Origin of the sequence: Euzebya pacifica (assembly GCF_003344865.1) — a bacterium.
Taxonomy (GTDB): Bacteria; Actinomycetota; Nitriliruptoria; order Euzebyales; family Euzebyaceae; genus Euzebya; species Euzebya pacifica.
Genome location: NZ_CP031165.1, coordinates 836,459 through 860,097 on the forward strand (window position 1 = coordinate 836,459; position 23,639 = coordinate 860,097).

Below are 23,639 nucleotides of genomic sequence, written 5' to 3' on the forward strand. Positions count from 1 at the left end.
TCGTTGCCGCCGAGGGTGTTGCGCTGGTGGGTGGACCGATCAGGTCCTGCGATACAGCGTCGCGGCGCGACCGGGCCCGGAATGATCCGGGTCGGGCCCCGCGTCTGCAACGCGACCGGCCTCGATCTCGGCGTCGACGGCCTTTCGCACCACTGCGGGGGACCCGCCCGTCGCCTCGCGAAGCGACTTCAGGGTGAAGGACTTCGGCATCGCGTTGATGACGTCTTCCTGCGTCGTACGCGACGAACGCTTGCGAGGTGTGCTGCTGGCGGCCCCGCGCTTGCGGCCCTTCGCGACGTCGAAGCCTGCGCGCCGAAGGGTGGCGCCGGGGACGCCCTCTGCCTCGAACGCCTTGCCGGTCAGCCCCGCCTCGTCGGCCCAGGCCTTGGCGTGGACGACGAACTCGTCCTCTATGGCGTTCATCGAGGGCGCGTTGAGCTCGGCGAGCTTCTGCTGCAACTTCAGGCGCTCGATGGGGTCACTCTCGTCGCCGAGCGCTGATTCTGCTTCCTGAATGGCGTCGTCGTCGCGGAGTGTCGACGGGTCCTTCAACGCAGTGAGGTATTTCCGGACGATGGTTTCTGGTTGGCTCACTCGGTGCTCCCTGGGGGTGGAAGATATGGAATTACCGAGTGAACTCTACGTCATGCCCAGAAGTCGGCATCACAGGTGCCGAAAATTGTTGATGTGATGTGAAACCAAGTGACTCCGTGGGGAGTCTCATTGACGTGTTACGTCACATTCACAGATCGTGCGACCTCGATCAGCTGCTCCGCGCGCTGCTCGAGCATCCTGGCCTCGCGAAGTTGTCCCCTTCGCCGGGCACGCCGTGCCTTCGCCGCTGCAGCGGCGGCACGTTGCAGCATCTCCGCCCGGAGGTCCCGCAACGACATCGCCGACGCCGGGGTGTAGTCCGGGGCAGTGGGGGAAGGGTCTGCGCTCATCGGTTCGGTCCTCCGGGCGGCACGGGATGTGGGGGGTCGCAGACCTGTGACGTTTCGTGGAAGCCCAATGATGCTGGCCGGACGGACAGTTATGGTCGTGACCGAAACGAGGATTCTGGATCGTACCGATGACCCTGTTCAGTGAATCCGTCGCCGAGGGCGTGCGACGAGGTGACCCCGACGCTGTCGGTGAGGTGTACGTGCACCTCGCTGATCGGCTTCTCGGCTACCTGATCGCGCGCGTCCGTGACCGAGCCACCGCCGAGGACCTCGTCGAGGCCACCTTCGTGGAGCTGCTCCGCAAGGGGAACACGATCAACGGTGGCGCCGCCGCCATCAAGGTCTGGCTGTTCCGGTCGGCCTACTTCAACGCCCTCGACCACATCAGGAAGGTCAAGCGCCGGGCCGAGGACACCCTCGACGATGTCGACCGGCTCGACGTGGAGGACGAATCCGCAGGTCCGGGCGAGCTGGCCATCCGGAACGAACGCCGCCGTACGGTTCGTGCGGCGATGGCCCACCTGTCGGAGGACCAGCGTGCCGTCCTGCAGCTGCGCTACGTGGCCGAGCTCTCGGCCCCGGAGGTCGCCGACATCCTCGGCAAGACCGAGGGGGCCATCCGCAGCCTCCAGCACCGCGGGGAACGGGCGCTCGCGAGGCTGCTCGCCGACACCGAGATGGCTGCCGAGATGATCGCTGCCCGCGACCGCCGGCCTACGGACAGCCGAGAAAACCTTGGGGACGGTCGAGAAAAGGGCGCACGGGCAACGCCCCCCGAAACGTCCTAGCCACGGGTCGGCTCCGTACGCCGACTCCATCTGCGTGACCACTTCCCACTTCCCCACCTCCCCGAGACGACACCTGACGATGGACTACACCGATCGCTCCGACCGCAACCCGGCGCTTGCCGAGCTGCTGGACGATGCGTTCGTCGAGCCGGTCGACCTCGACACGGCGTCGCGACACCTGTGGGTGATCCACTCGGAGGCGCAGCGGATCGCGTCGGAAGCCGAAGACGAGGTCGATGCCCCGGTCTCGTTGGCCCATCGCCGGCTGCCCCGCGCTGCCGTCCCGGTGCTTGCGCTGGTCATGACGATGTCCATGTCGGGTGTGGCCGTTGCGGCGAGCCAGGGATCCCTTCCCGGTGATGCGCTCTACCACGTCAAGCGCGGGACCGAACGTGCACAGCTGATCTTCGTCCGGGACCCGGTGACCCGCGCCGAGCTCCAGCTGTCGTTCGCTCGCACCCGTCTGGACGAGATCCAGCAGATCGCCGTCAGCCGGCCGCAGCACGTGCCCGAGCTCGTGGAGCAGATCGCGGTGACCCTGGTCGAGGTCGAGCACGGTGCACCGGAGGTTGCGGCCCGCGTCCAGCCGGTGAGCGAGAGCATCAGGCGCGAGACCACGGAATCGATCGCCCAGCTCCAGCTGCCCGTCGACGTCGACCAGGCCGTGGAGGTCGCCATGACGCCGACCGTCGCGCCGGGTGCGGCGACCGCAACGCCGGTGCCCAGCACCAACTCGCCGGCGGCGGCGCCCTCGGAGTCCAAGACCCCGCAGTCGACGGCCGAACCCAAGGACACCGACGGGGACGGCATCCCCGACACGCCCGTCGTGATCGTCGACCTCGACGGTGACGGCATCGCCGACGACGTCGCGACCGCCTTCCCGACCCCCACCGGCACGGCAACCCCCTCGGCGACCCCGCAGCCGACGGAATCCGGGTCCGCGACGCCCACCCCGACGCCGACCCCAACGGGCTCCGCCAGCGAACCGTCGCCGAGCAGCTCGCCCAACCCGTCGACCAGCCCCTCGGCAAGTCCCGGGCCGACCAGTCCGGCCACGGGCCAGCCCAGCTCCGGACCGAGCGCGCCCCCCAGCCAGCCTGCCGGGCCCGTCGTGACCGCCCGCCCGCAGCCCTCCGAAGGCGAGGCCGGCGACTCGCGGTCCGATGACGAGGACGCCGACACGCCCGACCCCCAGCCGTCGGCGACCCAGCCCGTCGAGCCCCAGCCCTCCGCGACCGCAGAACCGGAGCCGACAGCCGATCAGGACGACGCGGCGGCGCCGTCGGAGGTCATCGCCCGACGGACCGAGCACCCCACCGAGTAACAAGTGCCTCGTTCTCGGTGTGGGACAGTGCCACACTGGGGCCGATGGACGGCATCGACGTCGGGTTGAGCGCGCTCACCTATCAGGTGTGGAAGGACGTGCTGGCGCGGCTGGACGTCGAGTGGGCGCGGTTGTCCAACGACAACGCCGACCACGGTTCCATCTGGGCGTGGGGGCACGAGGAGGTTGCCGAGCGGTTCCACCCGGCGATCCTCAGGCGCCTCGCCGAACGCGCGCTGGACGCCGGCCGCCCGATGGGTGAGGGTGCGGACTGGGCCGCGGTCGGCGGGGACAGCTCCCAGTGGCTCGAGCTTGAGGACCTGCTGCGGGCGCTCCGGGGACACCGAGAGATCGAGGAGTGCACCCTGCTGGTCAGGAAGCCGACATGAGCGGGGCATCCACGCATCCGTCCTCGCGGATCGACATGGAACGCCGTGCGCTGGCCGCCAAGCCGGGCATGTTCCTCCTCCTGGCAGGGGCGATCGTGCTGCTCGTCGGTTGGGGGATGGGCGTCGACATCGTGACCCGTGTCGTCCCCGGCCTGGCCTCGATGAAGGTCAACACCGCACTCGGCGTGGCCGCCCTCGGTGGGGCGACGATGGCGCACGGCCGGGGTCGCCGGGGCCAGGTCATCGCGGTCGCGTGTGGGTTCCTGGTGCTGCTGCTGGGGGCGCTCACGCTGGTGCAGTACGTCTTCGGCGTCGACCTGGGCATCGACCAGCTGCTGGTCGTGGACACCGAGGCCGCCGAGCACCCCGGACGGATGGGGGCCAACACCGCCATCGCCTTCGTCTCCCTCGGACTCTCGTGGGTGGTCCTGGCCTGCCGTCCGTCCAACGGCGTCGTGCATGTCGCGGGGCAGGCGATCGCGTCCGTCGGTGGCTTCCTCTCCCTGTTCGCGCTCGTTGGCTACGCGCTGGAGTCCGCCAGCACCAGGGGGATCGGGCGGGCCACGGAGATGGCGGTGCACACGTCGGTGTCGCTCGTCGTGGCGACCGTCGGGCTGGCCATCGCCACGTCGGACCGTGGCCCCCTGCGCATCGGCTGGTCCAGCAGGGCCGGCGGTCGAGTGCTGCGTGGACTCCTCGCGCCCGTCACGGTCGTGGTCCTCGGGATCGGCGTCATCGTCGACCGGGTCGAGTCCGCCGGACTGCTGGCCGACCTCGACCTGCAGCTGGCGTTGGTGACGACGCTCACGCTGGTCATGGTTGCCGCCCTCGTGCAGCTGATGGCCGGGAGGCTCGAGCGGGTGGCGGTCGCGGAGGAGGATGCGCTGGAGGCGCTCGAGCGGGCACACCTCCGGCTGGCCACCCTCAACGAGGACCTCGAACGTCGGGTCGCGCTGCGCACTGCGGAGCTCGCGACCACCAACGACGAGCTCGAACGCTCCAACGCCGACCTCGCGCAGTTCGCCTACGTCGCCTCCCACGACCTGAAGGAACCCCTGCGGATGGTGTCGGCGTACTGCACCCGGATCGGTGAGCGGTACCGCGACAAGCTCGACGATCGGGGCAGGACCTACGTCGACCTGGCCGTGGACGCCGCTGACCGGATGCAGGACATGATCGACGCCCTGCTGCGGTACAGCCGCGTCGGCCGCGAGGAGCTCGAGGTGGAACGCGTCGACCTCGTGGACATGGTCACGGAGGTCGTCCGACATCTCGGGGCGCCGCTCGGCGATGTCGACGTGCAGGTCGCACCGGACCTCCCGGACGTGGTGGTGGACCCGGACCTGTTCGGCCACGTCCTGCAGAACCTGATCGGCAACGCCGGCAAGTTCCGCGACCCCGAGCGGGCTCCGGTGATCGCCGTCCGTGGATGGGACAGCCCCCGCGGCACCGTGCTCGAGGTCGCCGACAACGGCATCGGTGTGCCGCCGAAGCACCGCGACCGCATCTTCCAGATGTTCCAGCGGCTGCACAAGCGAGACGCCTACGAGGGCACGGGCATAGGCTTGGCCCTCGTCGCCCGGATCGTCGGCCGACACGGTGGCACGGTGGAGGTCGACGACAGTGACCTGGGCGGTGCCAGTTTCCGTATCACCCTGCCGAACGCATCCCTGCGGTCGGTCCCCAACCCGCAGGCAGCAGAGGACACCGATGGCCACGAAGGAACCACCGTTGCAGGTACTGCTGGTGGACGACAACCCCGGTGACGTGCTGCTGATGCAGGAGACGTTCGAGGAGCTGCACGTCGGCGTCGACGTCCTCACCGCCAGCGACGGCGCCGAGGCGTTGGCGACCCTCGATCGTGGGGTCACCAGCGGTCGGCTGCCCGACCTGGTGGTCCTGGACCTGAACATGCCCGGGATGAACGGGATCGAGGTCCTGCAGACCGTGCGTGCCAACGAGGACCTCCGGCATCTCCCCGTGATCATCATGACGTCAACGGCTGCAGAGGAGGAGGTCGTGGAGGCCTACCGTTCCTACGCGTCCAGCTTCGTCACCAAGCCACAGCGGCCGGGGGAGATGACCGAGGCCCTCCGCAGCCTGGACGCCTTCTGGCTGCGCATCGCCCAGCTCCCCAAGACGTGACCCCGTGACCAGGATCCTGCTGATCGAGGACAACCCCGGCGATGCGCTCATCGTCGAGGAAGCGCTGGAGGAGGGCGTGCACGGCGAGGTGACCTGCGTCGTCGCCGAGACCCTGGCCGAGGGGCTCGACGCCCTCGACGCCCACGACATCGCCTGCGTGCTCTGCGACCTCGGGCTGCCGGGGGTCCAGGGCACCGACGCGGTGGGCGCGCTGGTCGACGCGCATCCCGACGTGCCGGTGATCGTCCTCACCGGCCAGCGTGGCGCAGAAGTTGCGGTGGAGGCGCTCGCCGCAGGGGCGCAGGACTACATCGTCAAGGCGGCCGACCTCGACCCCGACGCGCTGGCCCGTGCGATCCGTTACGCCATCGACCGCCACCGCATCCGGGGCGAGCTGCGGCGGGCCAACGAACGTCTCAGCGAGTTCGCCGGCGTGGTCGCACACGACCTGAAGGCGCCGTTGGCCGGACTCGTCGGGTACCTCAAGCTGGCCAGCCGACAGGCCGCTGACGACACGTTGACCATGATGCTGGACCGGGCGGGGGCGTCGGCCAACGAGCTGGCCAGCATCATCGACACGTTGCTGGACTTCGCCCGGTTCTCCTCCGCGGGTGTGCCCGAGCGCGTCCACATGGCGGCGTTGACGTCCGACCTGGTCACCGCATTCGACCCGATCCTGCAGCAGCAGGGTGGCCGCATCGTCGTGTCCGACATCCCCGACGTGATGGCCGACGAGTCGGCCCTTCGGCATGCCATGCACAACCTCGTCGCCAACGCCCTGAAGTACGCCCATCCGGAGCGTCCGCCGATGGTGCGCATCGACGGGGCCATCCACGGTGATCGGGTTCGCGTGTCGGTCTCCGACAACGGCCTGGGCATCCCACTGGACGCACGCGAGCAGGTCTTCGAGATGGGCGTCCAGCTGACGCCGGGATCGCCGGGCATCGGTCTGGGCCTGCCCTCGGTGCGCAACGTGGTGCAGGCCAACGGCGGGCAGGTCTGGGTCGAAGACGGCCCCGACGGCGTCGGGACCACCATCGTGCTGTCCCTGCCCACCCCCGCCGACGTCCAGATCGCCCTGGACCAGCCCCACACCCACCGCTAGCTCAGCTACCGGGCGTTGAAGTCGTCCGTGCGGAGCACGGCAATGTGAAACGGAAATACGAAACGCGCAACCTCGCGCGTCAGCGCGCGTTGAAGTATTTCGCCTCGGGGTGGTGGACGATGAGGGCGTCGGTGGACTGCTCGGGGACCAGCTGGAACTCCTCCGACAGCTCCAGGCCGATGCGTTCGGCCCCGAGCAGCTCGAAGAGCGGCTTGCGCGACTCCAGGTCCGGGCAGGCGGCGTAGCCGAAGGAGTAGCGCGAGCCCTGGTAGCCCTGCTTGAACAGGCCGGTGACCTCGGTCGCGTCGTCGCCGTCGATGCCCAGCTCGCGACGGATGCGGGTGTGCCACATCTCCGCCAGCGCCTCGGCCATCTCCACGCCGAGCCCGTGCAGGTACAGGTAGTCGGTGTAGGCGTCGGCGGCGAACAGCTCGGCGGCGCGCTCGCTGACCCGGCGGCCCATCGTGACCGCGTGGAAGGCGATGACGTCGCGTTCGCCGGAGGCCACCGAACGGAAGAAGTCGGGGATGCACAACCGCCGTCCGCGGGTCTGGCGGGGGAAGGTGAACCGCGCGGCGACCTCGTCGCCGTCGGGGTCGGCGTACACGACGAGGTCGTTGCCGTCGGACTGGCAGGCGAAGTAGCCGTGCACCGCTTCGGGGACGAGCAGTGACTCGGCGCGCGCCATGGCCATGACGTTGCGCAACGCCTCCTCCCCCTTCTCGGCCTGGTCACGATCGAAGCCCCACTGGTTGCGGAACAACGTCGTCCTGTTCAGGTAACCGGCGATCTCGTCGAGGGAGATGCCCCTGGTCACCCGGCTGCCCCAGAACGGTGGGGTGGGGACCGGTACATCGGTGGCGACGGTGGGGGCGACGACCTCGCTGGTGTCGGGCTCCTCGATGTCCCCGCCGGTGGACTTGACGCGACGTTCGCCGACCTCACGGCCCCACGCGGGCCCGGGGTCCTCGCCCTTCTTGCGAGCGGCGACCTCGTCCATGACCCGCAGGCCGCTGAAGGCGTCCTTGCAGTAGAACAACGGACCCTCGTAGCGCTCCCGCAGGTCGATCTCGACGTAGTTGCGGGTCAGGGCGGCGCCACCGAGGAGGACGGGGTAGTGGTCCAGCCGCCGGCGGGCGAGCTCGTCGAGGTCGTCGCGCATGACGACGGTGGACTTCACCAGCAGGCCGGACAGGCCGATCGCGTCGGCACCGAACTCCTCGGCTGCGGTGATGATCGCGTCGATCGGCTGCTTGATGCCGATGTTGCGGACCTCGAACCCGTTGTTGGTCAGGATGATGTCGACCAGGTTCTTGCCGATGTCGTGCACGTCGCCCTTCACGGTGGCCAGCACGACGCGGGCCTTGCCGGTGGCGTCGGCGCTGTCCATGAACGGTTCGAGGTGGGCGACGGCGGCCTTCATCGTCTCGGCGGACTGCAGCACGAACGGCAGCTGCATCTCGCCCGATCCGAAGCGCTCGCCGACGACCTTCATGCCCGCGAGCAGGTGCACGTTGATGATGTCGAGCGGCACGATTCCCTCGGCCATGGCGGCGTCGAGGTCGGCGGGCAGGCCGTCTCGCTCGCCGTCGATGATGCGCTGCTCGAGGCGTTCGGTCAGCGGCAGCTCGGCCAGCGACTCCTTGGTCGATTGCGTGCCGGTGACCCCCTCGAACAGGGCCATGAGGCGGTGCAGCGGGTCGTAGTCGGCGCCGCCGGTGCCGTTCAGGCCCGCCTTGCCGCGACGGTCGTACACGAGGTCGGTGCAGACGATCCGCGCTTCCTCCTCGATGCGGGACAGCGGCAGGATCTTGCTGGCGTGCACGATGGCGGAGTCGAGGCCCCGCTCGACGGCCTCGTGGAGGAAGACGCTGTTGAGCGCCTGCCGGGCGGCCGGTGACAGCCCGAAGGAGACGTTGGAGACGCCGAGGGTGGTGAAGCAGCCCGGGATCTCGGCCTTGACCCGTTCGATGGCCTCCAGCGTGGCCAGCCCGTCCTTGCGGAGGTCCTCCTGGCCGGAGCCGAGCGGGAAGGTGAGGGTGTCGAAGATCAGGTCGGAGGCCTCGAGCCCGAACTCGCCGATGCCGATGTCGGCGATCCGCTTGCAGACGTCGACCTTCCAGTCGGCGGTGCGGGCCTGGCCCTCCTCGTCGATGGCCAGCGCGATGAGCGCCGATCCGTAGCGCTTGGCCATCGGGAACAGCACGTCGGCCTTGCGACGACCGTCCTCGAGGTTGACGGAGTTGATGACCGCCCGGCCGCCGAGGCGCTTGAGGGCCGACTCGACGACCTCGATCTCGGTGGAGTCCACCACCAGCGGCAGCGTCGACTTGGTCGCCAGGTGGCTGACGAGGTTGACCATGTCGGCGGTGCCGTCGCGCCCGACGTAGTCCACGCAGACGTCCAGGGAGTTGGCGCCCTCCGCGGTCTGGGTCTTGGCGATCGTCAACATCTGCTCGAGGTCGCCGTCGAGCATCGTTTCCTTGAACTTGCGCGACCCGTTGGCGTTCAGCCGTTCGCCGATGATGTGGAAGCTGAGCTCCTGCTCGATCGGCACGGCGCTGTACAGCGACGACAGGGCCGGTGTCCACGTGACCTGCCGCGGGGCCGGTGTCAGGTCGCGGACCGCGTCGACGACATGGCGAAGGTGCTCCGGTGTGGTCCCACAGCATCCGCCGACGAGCTGGACGCCGAGGTCCTGCACGAACTCCACGTGGGCGGCCGCCAGCGCCTCGGGGGACAGCGGGTAGCAGGTCTCGCCGTCGATCATCTCGGGGATGCCGGCGTTGGGGATGACCGAGATCGGCTTGCGCGAGTTGGCCGAGAGGTAGCGGACCTGTTCCCGCATGTCGTCGGGGCCGGTCGCGCAGTTCAGGCCGATGACGTCGATGCCGAGGGGGTCCAGCGCCGTGACGGCGGCGCTGATCTCCGAGCCGAGCAACATCGTGTTGATGCCCTGCTCGATGGTGACCGAGGCGATGATGGGGACGGTGACGCCCTCGGCCTGCATCGCGTCGTGAGACGCGGCAACGGCCGCCTTGACCTGCAGCAGGTCGAACGCCGTCTCGATGATCAGCACGTCGCTGCCACCGGCGAGCAGGCCACGTACCTGGCGGATGTAGCCAGCGACCATCGTGTCGAAGTCGATCCAGTCGCCTGCCTCGGGCCCCTTGGTCAGCGACAGGGTGGGGGAACGGGTACCGGGGCCGATCGAGCCGATGACCCACCGCTGTCCGGAGGCCTCGTCACAGGCCCGGCGGGCGACCTCCGCCGACAGCCGGTTGAGCTCCTCGGTGTCCTCGCCCAGGTCGTACTCGTCGAGGACCCACGGGGCCCCGCCGAAGCTGTCGGTCTCCACGGCGTCGACCCCGACGTCGAGGAACGCCGCGTGGAGGTCCTGCAGGACGTCGGGACGCGTGCGCACGAGGATCTCGTTGCACCCCTCCAGCCCGTCGAAGTCCTCGAGGGTGAGGTTGCGTTCCTGCAGCGAGACACCCATCGCGCCGTCGAAGACGAGGACGCGGCGGGCGAGTTCATCGAGGAAGCTGCTCATGACCTGCCAAGCGTACGCACACCTGCAGCGCTTTCACGATGTCCGGACGGTGCAAATGCGGCCCGACGGGTGTCGGGTCAGGTGTCCTCGACGAGCCGGGCGATGGCGTCGGGTATCTCGTTCATGCGTTCCTTCGACAGGAACCGGTCGATACCGGCCGCCCGCGCCTCGGCCTCCAGGGTCGGATCACCGAACGCCGAGCACAGGATGATGCGGGCGTTGGGACGGGTCTCGCGGATTCGCAGCGCGGTCTCGATGCCGTTGAGGCCGGGCATCATCCAGTCGATCACGATCACCTGGGGGTCGTGCAACGGGAGGTCCTCGAGCACCTTCAGGCAGGTCTCACCGTCCTCGGCCTCGGCGACGACCTCGAGGTTCCCGTCGGAGAGCTCGATCAGGTGGCGGATCAGGAAACGGATGTCCTCTTGGTCGTCGACGACGATGGTCGTGGTGGCAGGTGACATCGAGTTCTCGATCAGGAGTGCTGGCTGGAGGCGAGTGCCTTCAGCTCGTCGTGGCGGCGTGCGACGCGGGTCTGGAGGTCGCTGGCGTGCAGGGCCTGGACGGTGTTGGTGAGGGCGTCGAGGTCGAAGGGCTTGTTGAGGTAGCCGTCGCAGCCCAGCGTCCACGCGTGCACGAGGTCCTCGTGGGAGAACTTCACCGTGCACATCAGCACGGGAACGTGCTGGTGGAACGGATGGTTGCGGACGGCTTCGAGCACGTGCCACCCGTCGACGGCCGGCATCTGGACGTCGAGCACGATCACGTCGATGTCGTCGAGCTCGCCGAGCAGCTGCAGCGCGGCGATCCCGCCGTCCGCGGTGGTCACCCGATGTCCGCTCGACTCCAGCGTGATCTGCATCAGCAGCCGGAGGTCGGCCGCATCGTCGCAGACGAGGACATGGGTCATCGGATGGCCTCCTCGAGGACGGGTCCGTCGGGCGCCGCGTCGGCCGACGACGCGGCTGCACGGTCCCCGAGGTCCTCGATGGATTCGAACCGCTCGTTCCAGTCCTTCACCGTGCCAGTCTCCAACCCACGAACGACCCAGAAGAAGTACAGGGCCGCCGGGACACCCAACCAGTCGACCCACAGGCCGTGGAAGTCGGGTGCGAACAGCGCGGACCCTGCGTACACAACATACGAGGCATGCATGACCGCACACGTCGGGAAGATCATCATCAGCGAGAGGCCCGACAGCGACCAGCCCCCGTGCTCGCGACGGTTGTGCAGCTGGCCGCGCATGAGCGCGGCGCCGATACCGAGGTAGAGGCCGACGAGCAGGATGTTGGGGATCAACCGCGTGTCGAGGTCCGTCGCCCCGGTGAGCAGGCGCAGGCCGACGACGAGTGTGGCACCGGCGGCCACGAGGTGGGCGCCGGCCACGACCCGCAGCCAGGTCGGGGTCCCCCGGACGTACCGGTCGCCACGGCCGCCGCGGCTGGCCTCGATCCGCAACAGCGCCCAGAGGCCGCCTGCCGGGATGCCCATGGCCACCGCGACGAGGTCGGCCGGACCGACCTCTCGACCCTCGGCGAGCACGTGGATGCCGTGGACCAGGTGGTGGGCCCCGCAGGTGTACATGATGCTCAGCCAGGCCACGCCGAAATGGGACCAGCCACGACGCCTGATGGCGCGTTCGAGGTCCATGGCGATCATGGTGCCGATCGCCATGTAGATGACGGCCATCAGCAGGTTCAGCAGCGCGGTTGCGACGATCATCCGGTGCTCCGTGCCGGCAGGCCGAGCTGGCGCATGAACTCGTCGACGCTGGAGTGGGCCGATGCGGCCGTGCCGGAGATGTCGACGACGTGGTCGGGACCGTCAGCGACGGGCAGGACCACGGTGAACGTCGTGCCCTGCCCCAGGGTGGAGGTGGCCTCGACCCGTCCGTTCATGCCGTTGACCAGGGACTCGACGATGTACAGGCCGATCCCGGTGCCGCCGAATCGTCGAACGTCCGTCGCCTCGGCCTGCCAGAAGCGGTCGAAGCACTGGTCGAGCTGCTCCTGGGTCATGCCGATGCCCCGATCGGTGACGGCGATGGCGATTCCCCCGTCGGCGCGGGCGGCGGTGATCTCCAGGTCCTGTCCGCCGGGGGAGTACTTGGCCGCGTTGTCCAGGAGGTGGTCCAGGGCGGTGATCAGCGCGTCGCTGCTCGCCAGCGCGAGCAGGTCGTCCTCGACGTCGACGTGGATGGTCCGACCGAGCGAGTTGCTGAGGCCGCGCATCCGCGTCCGCAGGATGTCGCTGACGTCGATGGGTTCGATCTCCAGGTCCACGCGTCCGGACTCGATGCGCGAGCTGAGCAGCAGGCGGTCCACGATGTTCGCCAGCTCTGCGCTGCGGGTCTCGATGGCCTCGAGTGCGATCTGCGCGTCGGTGTCCGGCACGGTCCGTCGCAGGACCTGGGCGAACCCGCGGATCACCGTCAGCGGGGTCTTCAGCTCGTGGGAGGCGGTGGCCAGGAACATCGTCTTGGCCTCGTCGGCCTGCCGGAGCCGGGTGATGTCGCGGAACGAGTGCAGGAACTGGGTCTCCTCGCCCTGGCCGGACAGTCGCGAGGCGGTTGCCAGCAGGGGTTGCCTGACGCCGTCCATGTCGCGCCAGACCTGCACTCCCTGGTCGTCATGGCACATCGCCGCCAGCGCACAGGTCCGACGACAGTCCAGCGCGTCGCTGTCCTGGTGCAACGACAGCCGCTCGTTGCAGGTGCCACCGACGAGTTCGTTGGCGTGCTTCACCCCGAGGGAGCGTTCCGCCGCGGGATTGACCTGGCGGATGACGCCGCCGCTGCCGGTCACGACGATGCCCTCGCTGGACCGTTCGAGGATGTGGTCGGACCGCTGGGCGGACTCGGCCACGCTGCGAGCGTCACGCTTCTGCACGGTCAGCGCGCGGCCGACCACGAGCAGCACCCCGATCAGGGCCAGGGTGTCGACGACCTCGACCAGCGGGTCGATGGGTCCGCTGTCGGCAAGGATCGCAACTCCCCATCGCACCGCGAGCAGCGCCGTCCCGAAGGCTGCGCCGGGGACCACACCGGAGCGGTAGGCCACGCCGGCCGCGAACGGCACCAGCATCACCATCACCGTGGATGCCGAGGCCGGGGCGATGCCCATCAGGCAGCCCGCCACGACCAGGTCCAGGACGATGCCGATCCACAGCGTTCGGGTCCGGGCGGGGCCTTCCTCGGCGAACCAGAGGCCCGCGGCCGTCGGCAGCCAGATCAGGCCTGCCCCCCACGCCACCAGCTCCGGGGCAGCGATCGTGTCGATCGACAGCAGCGCGGTGACCACCAGTGCCGTGAGGACCCGGATGAACGCAAGGATGCGCCGCGCAGCGAGGTCACCGACGGGAACCGGCAGCGAGGTGGACGTGGGATAGGACATGCGGATCCGTGGGGGGAGACGGGCGTGCCTGCTTGATCGGCAGGCAGCGGCCGTCCGAGAGCGGTTCCATGGTCACGGTCCCGAGTCGTCGGCGCCATGGCCGGTCGTGATCATTTCTGCATGGCCCGATGCGTACGCCCGACGGTGCTCAGCGCCGGGACAGCCCTGGCGCGCGCAGGTGGACTCGCGCGTCGACCACGCTGGTGCCGTGCCGTCGGACGAACACCGGATTGAGCTCCAGCTCCACGATCTCGGGGTGCGCCTCGGCCATGGCCCCCAGCCGCAGCAGGACCGTTCGCAGCGCCCCCACGTCGACCGGACTCGAACCCCGGTACCCCGTGAGCAGGGGAAACCCGCGCATGCGCTGCAGCATGTCGTCGACGTCGAGGTCGGTGAGCGGCAACACCTTGACAGTGCGGTCGGCCAGCAGCTCGGCCAGGGTGCCGCCCATGCCGAGCTGCAGGGTCGGACCGAACGTGGGGTCGGAGACGATGGCGATCGTCGTCTCGACCCCGTCGGGGATCATCTGCTGGACCAGCCAGCCCTCGGCCAGGGCATCCTCTCGTCCGCGACGCCGCAGGTCGCGTTCCATGGCTGCGACCGCGTCGGCGATCTGTCCGGGCCGGGAGAGCCCCAGCCTGACCACGCCGAGCTCGGTCTTCTCAACGGGCGCAGCTGGCTTGACGACAACCGGTCCCCCCAGCTCCTCCTGGGCAGCTGCGGCAGCGGCACCGTCGGCCACGATACGATGCTCGGCGCAGGGAATGGCGTGGGCGCGCAGCAGGGCGTTGGCCTGCCCGGCCGGCAGCCAGACGTCATCGGTCGAGGCCAGCGCGTCGCCGACGATCGCGGTGGCCGTGTCGATGTCGGCGTCGTCGAACGTCACCACGTTGCCCAGCGGCTGACGTCGCCAGTGGGCGTGGTCGGCCACGTGGGCCAGCGCCTCGGCTGCGCCTTCCGGGAATGGCACTGTCGGCAGGCCAGCCCGGCGCAGGGCCGTCGGCGTCTGGTCGGTGCTCATCAACACCGTGATCATCGGCACGGTCACCTCCGCCGACGCCTCGGCCAGCTCCTCCGCCAGGACCGACTGTCCACGACGGAGTGGTGGCGCGTCGATCACCAGCAGCGCATCGACGGCACCCGAGGTGCCGAGGAGGCGCACGGCAGCGGCCATGTCGGCGGGGGTGGCGTCGCCCCGCAGCACCAAGGGGTTGGACGGGTCGCCGAGGACCGACAGCTCGTCGGCGAGCCGTTGCACGACATCGGGGTCCGGGACGGCGACCTCCAGGCCGTTGGCCTCGCAGGCGTCGGCGGCGAGGATCGCGGGCCCGACGCCGTTGGACACGATGCCGACCCGGTGTCCCGACGGCAGGGGCTGGCTGGCCAGCAACGACGTGACAGCGAACATCTGGTCCAGGGTCGGCACCCGTACCACCCCGGTCTGGTCGAACATGGCCTGGACGATGGCGTCGTCGCTGCCGCGGCGGTCCGCCTTGACCACGACCACGGGCTTGCGGCGGCCGATGCGTCGGGCGATGCGGGCGAACGTGCGGGGATTGCCGAAGGACTCCAGGTACAGCACGATCACGTCGGTGGCGTCGTCGGCTTCCCAGTACTGCAGCAGGTCGTTGGAGGAGATGTCGCTCTTGTTGCCGATGGAGGCGAAGGTCGACAGGCCCAGCCCCAACCGGTCGCTGGCGTCGAGGATGGCCATGCCGAGGGTGCCGGACTGGCTGGACACCCCGACCCGGCCCGCCGGGGGCAACGACGGCGCGAAGGTGCCGTTGAGGCGGATGTCCTCCGCGGCGTTGAGGACGCCCATGCAGTTCGGGCCGATCAGGCGGATCCCGTGGCGCCGTGCCGTGCGCAGGACCTCGGCCTCCATCGCGGCGCCCTGGTCGCCGGACTCCGAGAACCCCGTCCCGATCAGGACGGCGGCACGGACACCCAGCTCGCCGGCCTGGTCGACCACGGATTCCACCAGCGGGGCGGGCACACAGACGAAGACGGTGTCGGGGACCGTGGGGCAGGCCTCCAGGGTCGGGTACGCCGCGACGGACTGGACGTGGGGGGTGTGGGGGTTGACCGGGTAGACCGGACCGCTGTACCCGCCGTGGAGCAGGCTGGACAACACCACGCCGCCGATGGACCCGGGGTCGCGGCTGGCCCCGATGACCGCCACCGCGGCGGGGCTGAAGACCGCTTCGAGGGCCTTGCGGGCCGCACGACGGTCCAGCTCACCAGCCTTCTCGAGGAGCGCTTCGGTCGGCGTCGTGGTGAACGTGGCCGTCACGACGTCGCCGTAGTCCTTGAACGCCGGCTCGAACCCCGCGGCCTTCATGACCGCCATCATCGACCGGTTGAGCTTCAGGATCTCGCCGTGGAACTGGGTGATGCCGCGGTCACGCGCGGGCTGGAGCAGCTGGCGCAGCAACGCCGTGCCGAGCCCACGGCCCTGTTCGGCGTCCTCGACGGTGACGGCGAACTCCGCGCTGTCGGGTGCCTCGGGCAACCGATCGAAGCGGGCCACGGCGATGATGCGGTCGCGCACCTCGGCCACCAGCGCGAAACGATCGTGCCCGTCGACATCGGTCAGGTACCTGATCTGGGCGTCGCTCAGCTGCTGCGGGGCGAAGAACCGCAGCCGGATGGTCTCCGGCGACAGTCGCTGCCACATCGCGGTCATCGCCTCGAAGTCATCGTGCCGGATCGGGCGAACGCGGACCGTCTGCCCGTCGGTCAGGACGATGTCGCCGGTGTAGTCGACGGGGTCCGGGACGCTCACGACGTGCCGGCCTCGAGGTCCGCCCATGACGGACGCTTCAGCTCCCTGATCGTGCCCGGCATCGCATAGCGACTGCCGCTGAGCCGGCCGACCGGCGCCAGCACCTCGTGGTCGACCCGTCCGTCGCGCCACACCGCGTCGTCGACGTGCAGATGGGTGACGTCGCCGAAGACCATGTGCCCGCTGCCCATCGACAGGACCGTGCGGACGGTGCACTCCAGCGCTGCGGGGGAGGCGGCGACGCGGGGCGGGGCGACCGTGACGGACTCGGCGGGCTCGAGGCCGGCGAGGGCGAACTCGTCCTCGCCGGGTGGGGCGGCGACAGCCGTCGTGTTCATGGCGGCAAGCAGGTCGGACGTGACCAGGGAGACCGTGAACTCCGGGTGCGCGCGGATGTTGGTCAACGTGTCCTTGGTTCCCGATGACGTGAAGTGCACGATCGGGGGATCGTTGGACACGACGTTGAAGAACGAGTGGGGCGCCAGGTTCGCAACGCCGTCCCGACCGATGCTGCCGACCCAGGCGATGGGCCGTGGAACGACGAGGGCGCTCAACAGGTGGTAGGTGGCGTCCGGCGACAGGTCCGCAGGGTCGAAGGTCGGCATCGCGACGGATGGTAGACGCGGGGTGCGTGCAGGGGTGGGGGTCGAGCCGAGAACTCCTCGCTGTGCAACCAGGGCCGTTGTTGGCATCATCGGCCGTCGTGATCTTCCGCCGCAAACGACTGCCCGACGAGCTGGTCGAACCCCGCAGGGCGTTCGACGACCAGGTCGAGCGGCTCGAGGCCGCCCGTGGGGCGCTGATGTCCTGCCTGCCAGTCGGCCGAGTGGACCCGGCGCCGGTCGAGGTCGGCCTCGACCTCGTGGCCGACACCCTCGCCGAGCTGTCCGTGGAGCTGGACGCGTGGCGGTGCCCACCCCTGGAGGAGGCCTGGCAGGGCTGCGTCGACGCGATCGCCGAGTCGCGCGGAACGATCGCCGAGGCACACCGGGTGGCCCGCGAGTCCACGGAGCTGGAGGAGCTGCTCGGGGCGGTCGAGGACGTCGACGAACCCCTGGGTCACGCCTTCGGACAGGCCGAACGAGCCTTCAACGCCCAACGACGCTGACGGTGGTCAGGCGGCGGCGGCGACGTCGATCTCTGCTCGGGAGACCACCGTCAGCACGCCCGTGCCGTACTCCTCGATGTCCACGGTGAAGTGACGGCGGCGGTCGCCGTCCTGCAGCAGCGTGCGAACCCCGCCGGGCAGCAGCTCGCCGACCCGGTACATGCCGCGCAGCTTGACGTGGGGGCTGTCAGGGGAGTTGAGGACCCGCGACAGGACGTTCACCACTTCCTTGAAGCAGTCGAACATGTCCCCGTCGATCTCGGCGGCCTCGAGGGCCTCGTCGGCGACCGTCGGCGGCATCATGACCAGCGCGGAGCCCGACCGGCACGCGAAGGGCAGGTCAGCGATCGCTGCGCCGGCGGCCTCGCCGTCGGCGTCGACGTACTCGGCGATGACGGCCACGGTGCCGGGGGACAGCGCCACGCCGTCATCGATCCGCTCGACCGCACAGGTCTTGGACAGCAGGTCGGAGAAGAGGTCGCGGAGCGCCTCTCGGTCGGGCAGGGGAACGTCGGCCATGGGATCACGCGGTCTCTCGTCGACTGTTGCTCAGGACACTGGTGGTCAGGAAACTGGTGGTCAGGAAACTGGTGGTCAGGAAACTGGTGGTCAGGAAAGGGCACCGGACAGCACGCTGGTGAACGTCTCTGCGGTGAAGGGCTTGGCGATCGTGAACGACGCGCCGTTGATGATGGCCACCTCGCGCATGTCCGGGGTGGTCTCGGAGGTGACGAACCCGAACGTGGTCGTGTTGCCCTCCGCGCGCAGGGCCTGCAGGAACTCGATACCCGACATGTTCGGCATGTTCCAGTCCGACACGATCAGATCGGGTTCGTGTTCGCGCACGGCCGCGAGGCCCTGTGCACCGTCCTCGGCCTGGACGAACTCGGCGTCGGCGAACTCGGTCTGCTTCAGCATGCGCATGACGATCATGCGCATCGCCTTCGAGTCGTCGCACACAACGATCTTCATCTCGGGGTGGTCTCCTGGGTCTCGTGGTTCGTGTTCTCAGTCGGCTCGCACAGGCGGGAGTTGAGCAGCGACTGCCGACCCCGCCGCGAGTCGGAGGCGTTCGGGGGTGGGCCGACCGGGTTCAGGCGAAGGCAGGTACGTCCGCCGACGCGCGCTGCAGGACACGCACGGCCAACGGGTGGCCGGCCGAGGCGAACCACGACTCGTTGAGCACCGTGGACCCCGGGACGGTCAGCGTGTACTGCGTGCCGCCGATGACGGTCGGCAGCGACAGGCTGCACGGACCGTCGACCAGCGCCTTCACGCTGCCCCCGAGCATGTTGGCGATCTCGCCGAACGCGTCGCCGATGTCGTCCTCCGACAGCTCGTCTGCCTCCATGCCGAACATGGCCGCGGCAACCGACGCCGCCAGCGCCTGCGGACCGTGCAGGACGATCGTTCCCTCCCACGCCCCGTGGACATGGATGAGGCTCGACAGCGACGGTGCGTCGTCGGTCCGCGGGCTGCTCTCGCCGATGTCCATGCCGAGCACCGAGTGCCAGATCTCGGCCACGAGGGCCTCGATGTCGTGATGACTCAGTTCCATCTCTTCCTCCTGGAAGGTCGTGCGCAGCCCGTCACAGCGGGGGTTCCTGCAGCGTGCGGAACCACACGGAACGTCCGAGGGTCACGCGGTCGTAGTCGGTTGGCGCGCCGACAGTCGTCTCCGTGCCGCCGAGGCCGAGGTAGCCCCCCGGGACGAGCGTCTGCCGCATCCGATGCAGGATGTCGTTCCTCGTGGCGTCGTCGAAGTAGATGAGGACGTTCCGCAGCAGCACGACGTCGGTCCCGCGCGGTGCGGCCCAGGGGCCGATGAGGTTGGTGTGCTCGAACCGAACCATCCGTCGGATGTCGTCGCTGATGCGCCATCGGGCCCCCTGCCGGTGGAAGTGCTTGACCAGCATCGACGCCGGGAGGCCTCGGTTGACGTCGAGATGGGAGAACTCGCCGTGTGCAGCCCTGGCCAGCACGGCGCGGGAGATGTCGGTGGCCAGGATCTGCAGGTCCCAGCCGAGCAACGCCGGCAGGTGCTCGTGGATCGCCATCGCAACGGAGTAGGGCTCCTGGCCGGAGGACGCGGCGGCACACCAGATGCGCATCCGGCGGGTGGCCGCGTTGGCGCGCATCAGCTCGGGGAGGACGTCGGTGACCAGCGTCCGGAACGGGTGCACGTCGCGGAAGAAGGACGTCTCGTTGATGGTCAGCGCGTCGATGACGTCGACCGACAGCCGGCCCCTCGGTTGTGCCCTCACGCGTTCCACGAGCTGCCCGAGGTCGCTGATGTCGTGCGCGGCGGCCACCGGACCGAGGCGCGAGACCACCAGGTACTCCTTGCCCTCGTCGATCCTGATCGCGGACTCGCGGCGCACGAAGTCCTGTATCCACGAGAAGTCGGCTGCGGAGATACCGGCCGCAGGCGTGGTGGTCGGGGGGCTCATCGCGGCCCCCGCGGGGGTCGGGCGACGGTCATGCGTCGGCTCCGGAGACGGCCGGCAGCGGGACGCCCATCAGGCTCATCTTGCTCGCGACGGCGTCGGCGGTCACGGGCTTGATGGCGTACTCGTCGGCACCGGCCTTCATCGCCTCGTAGACGTTGCGGGGGCTGGCCTCGGAGGTGACCACGAGCAGCTTGACCCGGTCCCACCGGCGGTCGCTGCGCACGGTCCGGATGAACGTCAGGCCATCCATGACGGGCATGTTCCAGTCGACGAGGGCAACGTCGAAGGGCCCGTCGGACTCCAGCACGTCGAGCCCCGCACGGCCGTGTTCGGCGCCGGTGGTGTCGAAGCCGAGGCCTGTCAGCAGACGGGACAGCAGGCTTCGCATCGCGCGGGAGTCGTCGATCACGAGGGAACGGGGCATGGTGGTCTCCAGGAGTCAGGATCCCAACCGCAGCACCGCGGTCAGGTCCAGTGCCAGCAACAGCCGGCCGTCGAGCTTGTAGATCCCCTCGATGACCGAGGATGCGCTGGCAGGCAACGTCGCCGGCGGCTCCTCGAGCAGGTCGCGGGTGACGTCGGTCACGTCGCCGATGGCGTCCACGAGCAGGCTCGTGGGACCGTTCGGGGTGCGGACGACCACGTTGAGCGATCGGTCACACGGGGTTCGGTCCGTGTCGGCAGTTCGTGCGGACAGGCCGAGCCGCGACCTGAGGTCGACCGCGGTGACGATCTGTCCGCGAAGGTTGATCAGGCCCCGGACCTCCCCGGGTGCCAGCGGCACGGGGGTCATGTCCTGGTGGCGGATGACCTCCTGGACATCGAGCACGTCGACGCCGAGGAAGAGGTCGTCCACCGAGAAGGTGCACAGCTGGCGGACGGGGGCATGGTCGCGAGGACGTCGGTCGATCAGGGCGTTCGTGGCCATCAGGCGGTCACCAGCTCGTGGTCGAGCATCTCGGGGGCAACGGTTGCGATGACGGCCTGGACGTCCAGCACGTCGGTGACCCGGTCCCCGACGACGGCGGAGCCGAGCACACCGTGGCGCGGTGACGAACCCCGCAGCACCAGGGGTTCGTCGAGCACGTCGTGGATGCGGTGCACGACCAGGCCCACGCGATGGGCTCCGCGTTCGTGGACGATGACCTGCAGCGTCGGGGACGCGTGCTCCGGCTGTCCCAGTCCGAGGACTCGGGACAGGTCGACCAGGGGGAGGATGGCGTTGCGGTACTGCACGACCGGTTGCCCTGACGCGTACTCGACGAGTGAGCCGTCGATCTCCTCCAGCCGCGCGACCTGGCGGAGCGGGAGGACCATCCGGACGTCGTTGCCGTGCTGGCCGGTGCCGAGGCCGAAGACGAGGAGGGATTCGACGTCGGACCCGCTGAGGGTGGCGTCGTGGTCGTCGCTGGGCTGCGCCCGGTCGGGCGTCGACCCGATCCCGACGCTGTCGGCGATCCCCATCACGTCGAGGATGAGCGCAACGCGGCCATCGCCCATGATGGTCGCGCCCGCGTAGACCGACAGGTCGTGGAGGGCCTGCCCGAGCGGCTTGACCACGATCTCGGCGGTGTCGTCGACGGCATCGACGACGAGCCCGAACTGCTGCGTGTCGGCCTGGAGCACGACGATGTTGGACGCCGCCGTCGGTGGGGTGTCGAGGCCCAGCACATCGGCGAGCCCGACCAGCGGCAGCAGCGTGTCGCGAAGCCGGTACACCGGGGTGCCGTGGACGTGTTCGATGGCGGTGGTCGCCTCGTCGGCCTCCACGCGGACGAGCTCGAGGAGGCTGACCTGTGGGATCGCGAAGCGCTGCCCGCCCGAGGTGACGATCAGGGCCGGGATGATGGCGAGCGTCAACGGGATCTTCAGCTTGGTGATCGTGCCCGCGCCGGGGGTGGAGGTCAGGTCGACGCTGCCACCGATGCGCTCGATGGCGGTTCGCACCACGTCCATGCCGACGCCGCGTCCGGACAGGTTGGACACCGATTCCACCGTGGAGAAGCCAGGGGCGAAGACCAGGTCGACGATCTGGCGGTCGGTCATCGCCTGCGCCTGCTCGGCGGTCACGATCCCCTTGGTGACCGCCTTCACCGCAACCGCCCCGGGGTCGATGCCCGCGCCGTCATCGGCGATCTCGATGTTGACCTGACCTCCCTCGTGGTAGGCGCGAAGGGTGACGCGGCCGGTCTCGGGCTTGCCCGCTGCCCGGCGCATCTCCGGTGTCTCGATGCCGTGGTCCACGGAGTTGCGGACCATGTGGGTCAGCGGGTCCTTGATGGCCTCGATGATGGTCTTGTCGAGCTCGGTGTCCTTGCCCTCCAGCTCGACGGTCACCTGCTTGCCCAGCGATACGGCGATGTCGCGCACGACGCGCGGGAACTTGCCGAAGACGTTGCCGATGGGCTGCATGCGCGTCTTCATGACGCCTTCCTGCAGCTCGGTCGTGATCAGGTTGAGGCGCTGGGAGGTGTCGGCCAGCGTGGAGGACCCGCTTCGGGCCGCGACCTGCACGAGCTGGTTGCGGGCGAGGACCAGCTCGCCGACCAGGTTCATCAGGTTGTCCAGCAGGTCGACGTCGACGCGGATGGTGGAGTCACTCGTGGTCCCGGCCACGTCCCGAGGCTCGTCGACCGGACCCGCTTCTGTCCCTGTGGGTGCTGCCACCGGGGCGTCTGCCACGGTGGGGGCCACGAGGTCGGGGGCGTCCTGCGCTGCCGCGTCCAGACGGGCGACGAGGGGGCCGTACTCGCCGGGGCCCTCGGTGCCGTCGGCCGCGATCGAGGCCAGGATCTCGCGAAGCGCATCGACCATGGCGAGCAGCACGCTGGTGCGGGCGGCGTCCAGCTGCAGCTCGCGGTCGCGGAGCCTGGCGAGGAGGCTCTCGCCGACGTGGGCAACGGACTCGAGCTTGCCGTAGCCGAGGAAGCCGGACGTGCCCTTGATCGTGTGGACGTCGCGGAAGATGCCGGCGAGGACGTCGACGTCGTCCGGGTCGTCCTCGAGCCGGACGAGGTCCACGTCGAGCCGATCGAGGTTCTCGTGGCTCTCCACGAGGAACTCCTCGATGATCTCGTCCATCTCGTCCACGTGCGAGGCCTTCCGGGCGTTCCGTGCTGCTGACGGATCTCCCATCGGCGCCTCGCCGACCGACCTGAGCGGGCGGCCGGTGCAACCACGCGGTCAGCGCCAGTCGGGCTCCTGGCGGGTGCGCTTGAGCTCGCCACGCCGCTTCTTGTTGTCCAGCCGGCGCTGCCGCGCACGACGCGACGGCTTGGTCGGACGACGGGGCTTGGCCGGTGGCGACGTGGCCTCCACCAGCAGGTCCCTGAGCCTCGTGAGCGCCACCTGCCGGTTGCGGGTCTGCGACCGGGTCTCGGCGACCTGCACGATCACCTCGCCGGAGGTGGTCAGGCGGTCGGCGAGCCGCCGGGTGAGGCGTTCCTTGAGGCGGTCCGGCAGGGCCTGGGAGGCGCCGATGTCGAACCGCAGCTCGACGGCCGTGTTGGACCTGTTGGCATGCTGACCTCCCGGTCCGCCGGAAGTGACGAACCGCCAGTCGAGCTCGGCGTCGGGGATGTGCACCCCTCGCACGTGGAGGCCGTCCTGCATCGGCATCGACCGTAGCGTGCCGGCCGGCGGACGAACGTGCGATC

Annotated in this window: 24 protein-coding genes; 7 read left to right on the forward strand and 17 right to left on the reverse strand. The window is 69.5% G+C overall.

The annotated features are described in order from the left end of the window. Positions 1 to 39: 39 nt before the first annotated feature. Both DVS28_RS03390 and DVS28_RS03395 read right to left on the reverse strand, forming a co-directional pair. A complete protein-coding gene (locus DVS28_RS03390; protein ID WP_216826362.1) occupies positions 40 to 594 on the reverse strand; it encodes a hypothetical protein in 555 nt (184 codons plus the stop codon). Between the two features lie 137 nt (positions 595 to 731). Next, on the reverse strand, positions 732 to 944 hold the full coding sequence (locus DVS28_RS03395; protein ID WP_114590204.1) for a hypothetical protein: 213 nt from the start codon (positions 942 to 944) through the stop codon (positions 732 to 734). Positions 945 to 1,072: 128 nt separating this feature from the next. On the opposite strand from DVS28_RS03395, the gene DVS28_RS03400 reads away from it, so the two are divergent. The 6 genes from DVS28_RS03400 (at position 1,073) to DVS28_RS03425 (ending at position 6,695) form a co-directional block, all read left to right on the forward strand. Then, complete coding sequence (locus DVS28_RS03400) at positions 1,073 to 1,732, forward strand: RNA polymerase sigma factor (protein ID WP_114590205.1); 660 nt, start codon at positions 1,073 to 1,075, stop codon at positions 1,730 to 1,732. 79 nt (positions 1,733 to 1,811) lie between these two features. Beyond that, positions 1,812 to 3,056, forward strand: a complete 1,245-nt coding sequence (locus tag DVS28_RS03405; RefSeq protein ID WP_114590206.1) for a DUF5667 domain-containing protein — start codon at positions 1,812 to 1,814, stop codon at positions 3,054 to 3,056. A gap of 44 nt (positions 3,057 to 3,100) precedes the next feature. After that, positions 3,101 to 3,445 (forward strand): hypothetical protein, encoded by a 345-nt coding sequence (locus DVS28_RS03410; RefSeq protein WP_114590207.1) that lies wholly within the window; start codon positions 3,101 to 3,103, stop codon positions 3,443 to 3,445. Continuing rightward, on the forward strand, positions 3,442 to 5,211 hold the full coding sequence (locus tag DVS28_RS03415) for a sensor histidine kinase (RefSeq protein WP_114590208.1): 1,770 nt from the start codon (positions 3,442 to 3,444) through the stop codon (positions 5,209 to 5,211). The genes DVS28_RS03410 and DVS28_RS03415 overlap by 4 nt, the downstream gene beginning before the upstream one ends. Continuing rightward, positions 5,177 to 5,590 (forward strand): response regulator, encoded by a 414-nt coding sequence (locus tag DVS28_RS03420; protein ID WP_164709885.1) that lies wholly within the window; start codon positions 5,177 to 5,179, stop codon positions 5,588 to 5,590. Before DVS28_RS03415 ends, DVS28_RS03420 begins: the two co-directional genes overlap by 35 nt. Positions 5,591 to 5,594: 4 nt before the next feature. Continuing rightward, the gene (locus tag DVS28_RS03425) at positions 5,595 to 6,695 is read left to right on the forward strand and encodes a sensor histidine kinase (RefSeq protein WP_114590210.1); all 1,101 of its coding nucleotides are present in this window, start codon (positions 5,595 to 5,597) and stop codon (positions 6,693 to 6,695) included. 79 nt (positions 6,696 to 6,774) lie between these two features. Here DVS28_RS03425 and metH read toward each other — a convergent pair whose 3' ends face one another. The 7 genes from metH to DVS28_RS03460 all read right to left on the reverse strand — a co-directional run bounded on the left by metH (position 6,775) and on the right by DVS28_RS03460 (position 17,030). Further along, positions 6,775 to 10,248, reverse strand: a complete 3,474-nt coding sequence (gene metH, locus DVS28_RS03430; RefSeq protein ID WP_114590211.1) for a methionine synthase — start codon at positions 10,246 to 10,248, stop codon at positions 6,775 to 6,777. Positions 10,249 to 10,325: 77 nt separating this feature from the next. Beyond that, positions 10,326 to 10,712: a response regulator transcription factor gene (locus tag DVS28_RS03435; RefSeq protein ID WP_114590212.1), complete on the reverse strand. Its 387-nt coding sequence runs from the start codon at positions 10,710 to 10,712 to the stop codon at positions 10,326 to 10,328. Between the two features lie 11 nt (positions 10,713 to 10,723). After that, the gene (locus tag DVS28_RS03440; RefSeq protein WP_114590213.1) at positions 10,724 to 11,158 is read right to left on the reverse strand and encodes a response regulator transcription factor; all 435 of its coding nucleotides are present in this window, start codon (positions 11,156 to 11,158) and stop codon (positions 10,724 to 10,726) included. Continuing rightward, the gene (locus DVS28_RS03445) at positions 11,155 to 11,970 is read right to left on the reverse strand and encodes a hypothetical protein (RefSeq protein WP_114590214.1); all 816 of its coding nucleotides are present in this window, start codon (positions 11,968 to 11,970) and stop codon (positions 11,155 to 11,157) included. Before DVS28_RS03445 ends, DVS28_RS03440 begins: the two co-directional genes overlap by 4 nt. Beyond that, positions 11,967 to 13,640 carry a sensor histidine kinase gene (locus DVS28_RS03450; RefSeq protein WP_114590215.1) on the reverse strand — a complete coding sequence of 558 codons (1,674 nt, stop codon included), beginning with the start codon at positions 13,638 to 13,640 and terminating at the stop codon, positions 11,967 to 11,969. The genes DVS28_RS03445 and DVS28_RS03450 overlap by 4 nt, the downstream gene beginning before the upstream one ends. Positions 13,641 to 13,788: 148 nt before the next feature. Beyond that, positions 13,789 to 16,425: a bifunctional acetate--CoA ligase family protein/GNAT family N-acetyltransferase gene (locus tag DVS28_RS03455; RefSeq protein ID WP_164709886.1), complete on the reverse strand. Its 2,637-nt coding sequence runs from the start codon at positions 16,423 to 16,425 to the stop codon at positions 13,789 to 13,791. After that, positions 16,422 to 17,030, reverse strand: a complete 609-nt coding sequence (locus DVS28_RS03460) for a flavin reductase family protein (protein ID WP_114590217.1) — start codon at positions 17,028 to 17,030, stop codon at positions 16,422 to 16,424. Before DVS28_RS03460 ends, DVS28_RS03455 begins: the two co-directional genes overlap by 4 nt. A gap of 80 nt (positions 17,031 to 17,110) precedes the next feature. On the opposite strand from DVS28_RS03460, the gene DVS28_RS03465 reads away from it, so the two are divergent. Further along, the gene (locus DVS28_RS03465) at positions 17,111 to 17,533 is read left to right on the forward strand and encodes a hypothetical protein (protein WP_216826363.1); all 423 of its coding nucleotides are present in this window, start codon (positions 17,111 to 17,113) and stop codon (positions 17,531 to 17,533) included. Positions 17,534 to 17,539: 6 nt separating this feature from the next. Here the strand turns inward: DVS28_RS03465 and DVS28_RS03470 are convergent, their stop codons facing one another. From DVS28_RS03470 to arfB, 8 genes are all read right to left on the reverse strand, one after another. Further along, positions 17,540 to 18,052 carry a hypothetical protein gene (locus DVS28_RS03470; RefSeq protein ID WP_114590219.1) on the reverse strand — a complete coding sequence of 171 codons (513 nt, stop codon included), beginning with the start codon at positions 18,050 to 18,052 and terminating at the stop codon, positions 17,540 to 17,542. A gap of 90 nt (positions 18,053 to 18,142) precedes the next feature. Beyond that, entirely contained in the window at positions 18,143 to 18,505 is a 363-nt protein-coding gene (locus tag DVS28_RS03475) for a response regulator (RefSeq protein WP_114590220.1), read from the reverse strand. A gap of 121 nt (positions 18,506 to 18,626) precedes the next feature. Then, positions 18,627 to 19,091 carry a chemotaxis protein CheX gene (locus DVS28_RS03480; RefSeq protein ID WP_114590221.1) on the reverse strand — a complete coding sequence of 155 codons (465 nt, stop codon included), beginning with the start codon at positions 19,089 to 19,091 and terminating at the stop codon, positions 18,627 to 18,629. Positions 19,092 to 19,122: 31 nt separating this feature from the next. Then, positions 19,123 to 19,983 (reverse strand): CheR family methyltransferase, encoded by an 861-nt coding sequence (locus tag DVS28_RS03485; RefSeq protein WP_114590222.1) that lies wholly within the window; start codon positions 19,981 to 19,983, stop codon positions 19,123 to 19,125. A gap of 28 nt (positions 19,984 to 20,011) precedes the next feature. Continuing rightward, positions 20,012 to 20,407 (reverse strand): response regulator, encoded by a 396-nt coding sequence (locus tag DVS28_RS03490; protein WP_114590223.1) that lies wholly within the window; start codon positions 20,405 to 20,407, stop codon positions 20,012 to 20,014. A 15-nt stretch (positions 20,408 to 20,422) separates the two neighbouring features. Next, positions 20,423 to 20,911 (reverse strand): chemotaxis protein CheW, encoded by a 489-nt coding sequence (locus DVS28_RS03495; protein ID WP_114590224.1) that lies wholly within the window; start codon positions 20,909 to 20,911, stop codon positions 20,423 to 20,425. Beyond that, positions 20,911 to 23,064 (reverse strand): chemotaxis protein CheW, encoded by a 2,154-nt coding sequence (locus tag DVS28_RS03500; protein WP_245973602.1) that lies wholly within the window; start codon positions 23,062 to 23,064, stop codon positions 20,911 to 20,913. Before DVS28_RS03500 ends, DVS28_RS03495 begins: the two co-directional genes overlap by 1 nt. Before the next feature lie 102 nt (positions 23,065 to 23,166). Then, positions 23,167 to 23,595: an alternative ribosome rescue aminoacyl-tRNA hydrolase ArfB gene (gene arfB, locus DVS28_RS03505; RefSeq protein WP_114593962.1), complete on the reverse strand. Its 429-nt coding sequence runs from the start codon at positions 23,593 to 23,595 to the stop codon at positions 23,167 to 23,169. Positions 23,596 to 23,639: the final 44 nt, after the last annotated feature.

Bases quoted from the DNA above. Each gene is read 5' to 3' on its own strand.
- DVS28_RS03395 (WP_114590204.1), bottom strand. From the start codon at position 944: ATGAGCGCAGACCCTTCCCCCACTGCCCCGGACTACACCCCGGCGTCG.
- DVS28_RS03400 (WP_114590205.1), top strand. From the start codon at position 1,073: ATGACCCTGTTCAGTGAATCCGTCGCCGAGGGCGTGCGACGAGGTGAC.
- DVS28_RS03405 (WP_114590206.1), top strand. From the start codon at position 1,812: ATGGACTACACCGATCGCTCCGACCGCAACCCGGCGCTTGCCGAGCTG.
- DVS28_RS03410 (WP_114590207.1), top strand. From the start codon at position 3,101: ATGGACGGCATCGACGTCGGGTTGAGCGCGCTCACCTATCAGGTGTGG.
- DVS28_RS03415 (WP_114590208.1), top strand. From the start codon at position 3,442: ATGAGCGGGGCATCCACGCATCCGTCCTCGCGGATCGACATGGAACGC.
- metH (WP_114590211.1), bottom strand. From the start codon at position 10,248: ATGAGCAGCTTCCTCGATGAACTCGCCCGCCGCGTCCTCGTCTTCGAC.
- DVS28_RS03435 (WP_114590212.1), bottom strand. From the start codon at position 10,712: ATGTCACCTGCCACCACGACCATCGTCGTCGACGACCAAGAGGACATC.
- DVS28_RS03440 (WP_114590213.1), bottom strand. From the start codon at position 11,158: ATGACCCATGTCCTCGTCTGCGACGATGCGGCCGACCTCCGGCTGCTG.
- DVS28_RS03445 (WP_114590214.1), bottom strand. From the start codon at position 11,970: ATGATCGTCGCAACCGCGCTGCTGAACCTGCTGATGGCCGTCATCTAC.
- DVS28_RS03450 (WP_114590215.1), bottom strand. From the start codon at position 13,640: ATGTCCTATCCCACGTCCACCTCGCTGCCGGTTCCCGTCGGTGACCTC.
- DVS28_RS03460 (WP_114590217.1), bottom strand. From the start codon at position 17,030: ATGCCGACCTTCGACCCTGCGGACCTGTCGCCGGACGCCACCTACCAC.
- DVS28_RS03470 (WP_114590219.1), bottom strand. From the start codon at position 18,052: ATGGCCGACGTTCCCCTGCCCGACCGAGAGGCGCTCCGCGACCTCTTC.
- DVS28_RS03475 (WP_114590220.1), bottom strand. From the start codon at position 18,505: ATGAAGATCGTTGTGTGCGACGACTCGAAGGCGATGCGCATGATCGTC.
- DVS28_RS03480 (WP_114590221.1), bottom strand. From the start codon at position 19,091: ATGGAACTGAGTCATCACGACATCGAGGCCCTCGTGGCCGAGATCTGG.
- DVS28_RS03485 (WP_114590222.1), bottom strand. From the start codon at position 19,983: ATGAGCCCCCCGACCACCACGCCTGCGGCCGGTATCTCCGCAGCCGAC.
- DVS28_RS03490 (WP_114590223.1), bottom strand. From the start codon at position 20,407: ATGCCCCGTTCCCTCGTGATCGACGACTCCCGCGCGATGCGAAGCCTG.
- DVS28_RS03495 (WP_114590224.1), bottom strand. From the start codon at position 20,911: ATGGCCACGAACGCCCTGATCGACCGACGTCCTCGCGACCATGCCCCC.
- DVS28_RS03500 (WP_245973602.1), bottom strand. From the start codon at position 23,064: ATGGACGAGATCATCGAGGAGTTCCTCGTGGAGAGCCACGAGAACCTC.
- arfB (WP_114593962.1), bottom strand. From the start codon at position 23,595: ATGCAGGACGGCCTCCACGTGCGAGGGGTGCACATCCCCGACGCCGAG.